Annotated in this window: 1 pseudogene; it reads right to left on the bottom strand. The window is 51.1% G+C overall.

Annotated elements, in window-relative coordinates:
* Nucleotides 1–503 (bottom strand): annotated as a pseudogene (gene fliI / locus R8N49_RS30920) (flagellum-specific ATP synthase FliI); the annotation flags it as partial.

Raw genomic sequence — 503 nt, 5'->3', positions numbered from 1 at the left:
AATGATGATGGCTTTTTCTCTCGCTTCTGGCGTTAAGTTGCGTTCAATAAACTCACGAACTTCTCGACCACGCTCACCAATCAAACCCACCACAATGACGTCCGCTTCCGTGTTTTTGGTGATCATCCCCATTAACACACTTTTACCAACACCACTGCCCGCCATTAGACCAATACGCTGACCTTTACCGACCGTCAGCAAACCGTTGATCGCACGAACGCCTACATTAAGCGGGGTATCGACAGGACGACGCTTAAGGGGGTTGATCGGTTTAGGTTCAAGTGAAACACGATCGCCTCCTTTAAGCGGCATGCCGTCATCCAATGGCTCGCCTAAGCCGTTTACCACGCGTCCCATCCACTGAGAGCTGAGTTGCACGGTACTGTCGCCGTCTAATGGGATCACCTTCGCACCTGCAAACAAACCGCCTAAACGGCGGATTGGCATTAAGTACGCAACGGTATGATCAAAGCCGACCACTTGTGCTTCGATCATATCGCCTT

Source organism: Vibrio sp. 1978 (genome assembly GCF_033344345.1).
The sequence above is the reverse complement of the archived record's forward strand: the minus strand, read 5'-3'. Positions and strand labels throughout refer to the sequence as shown.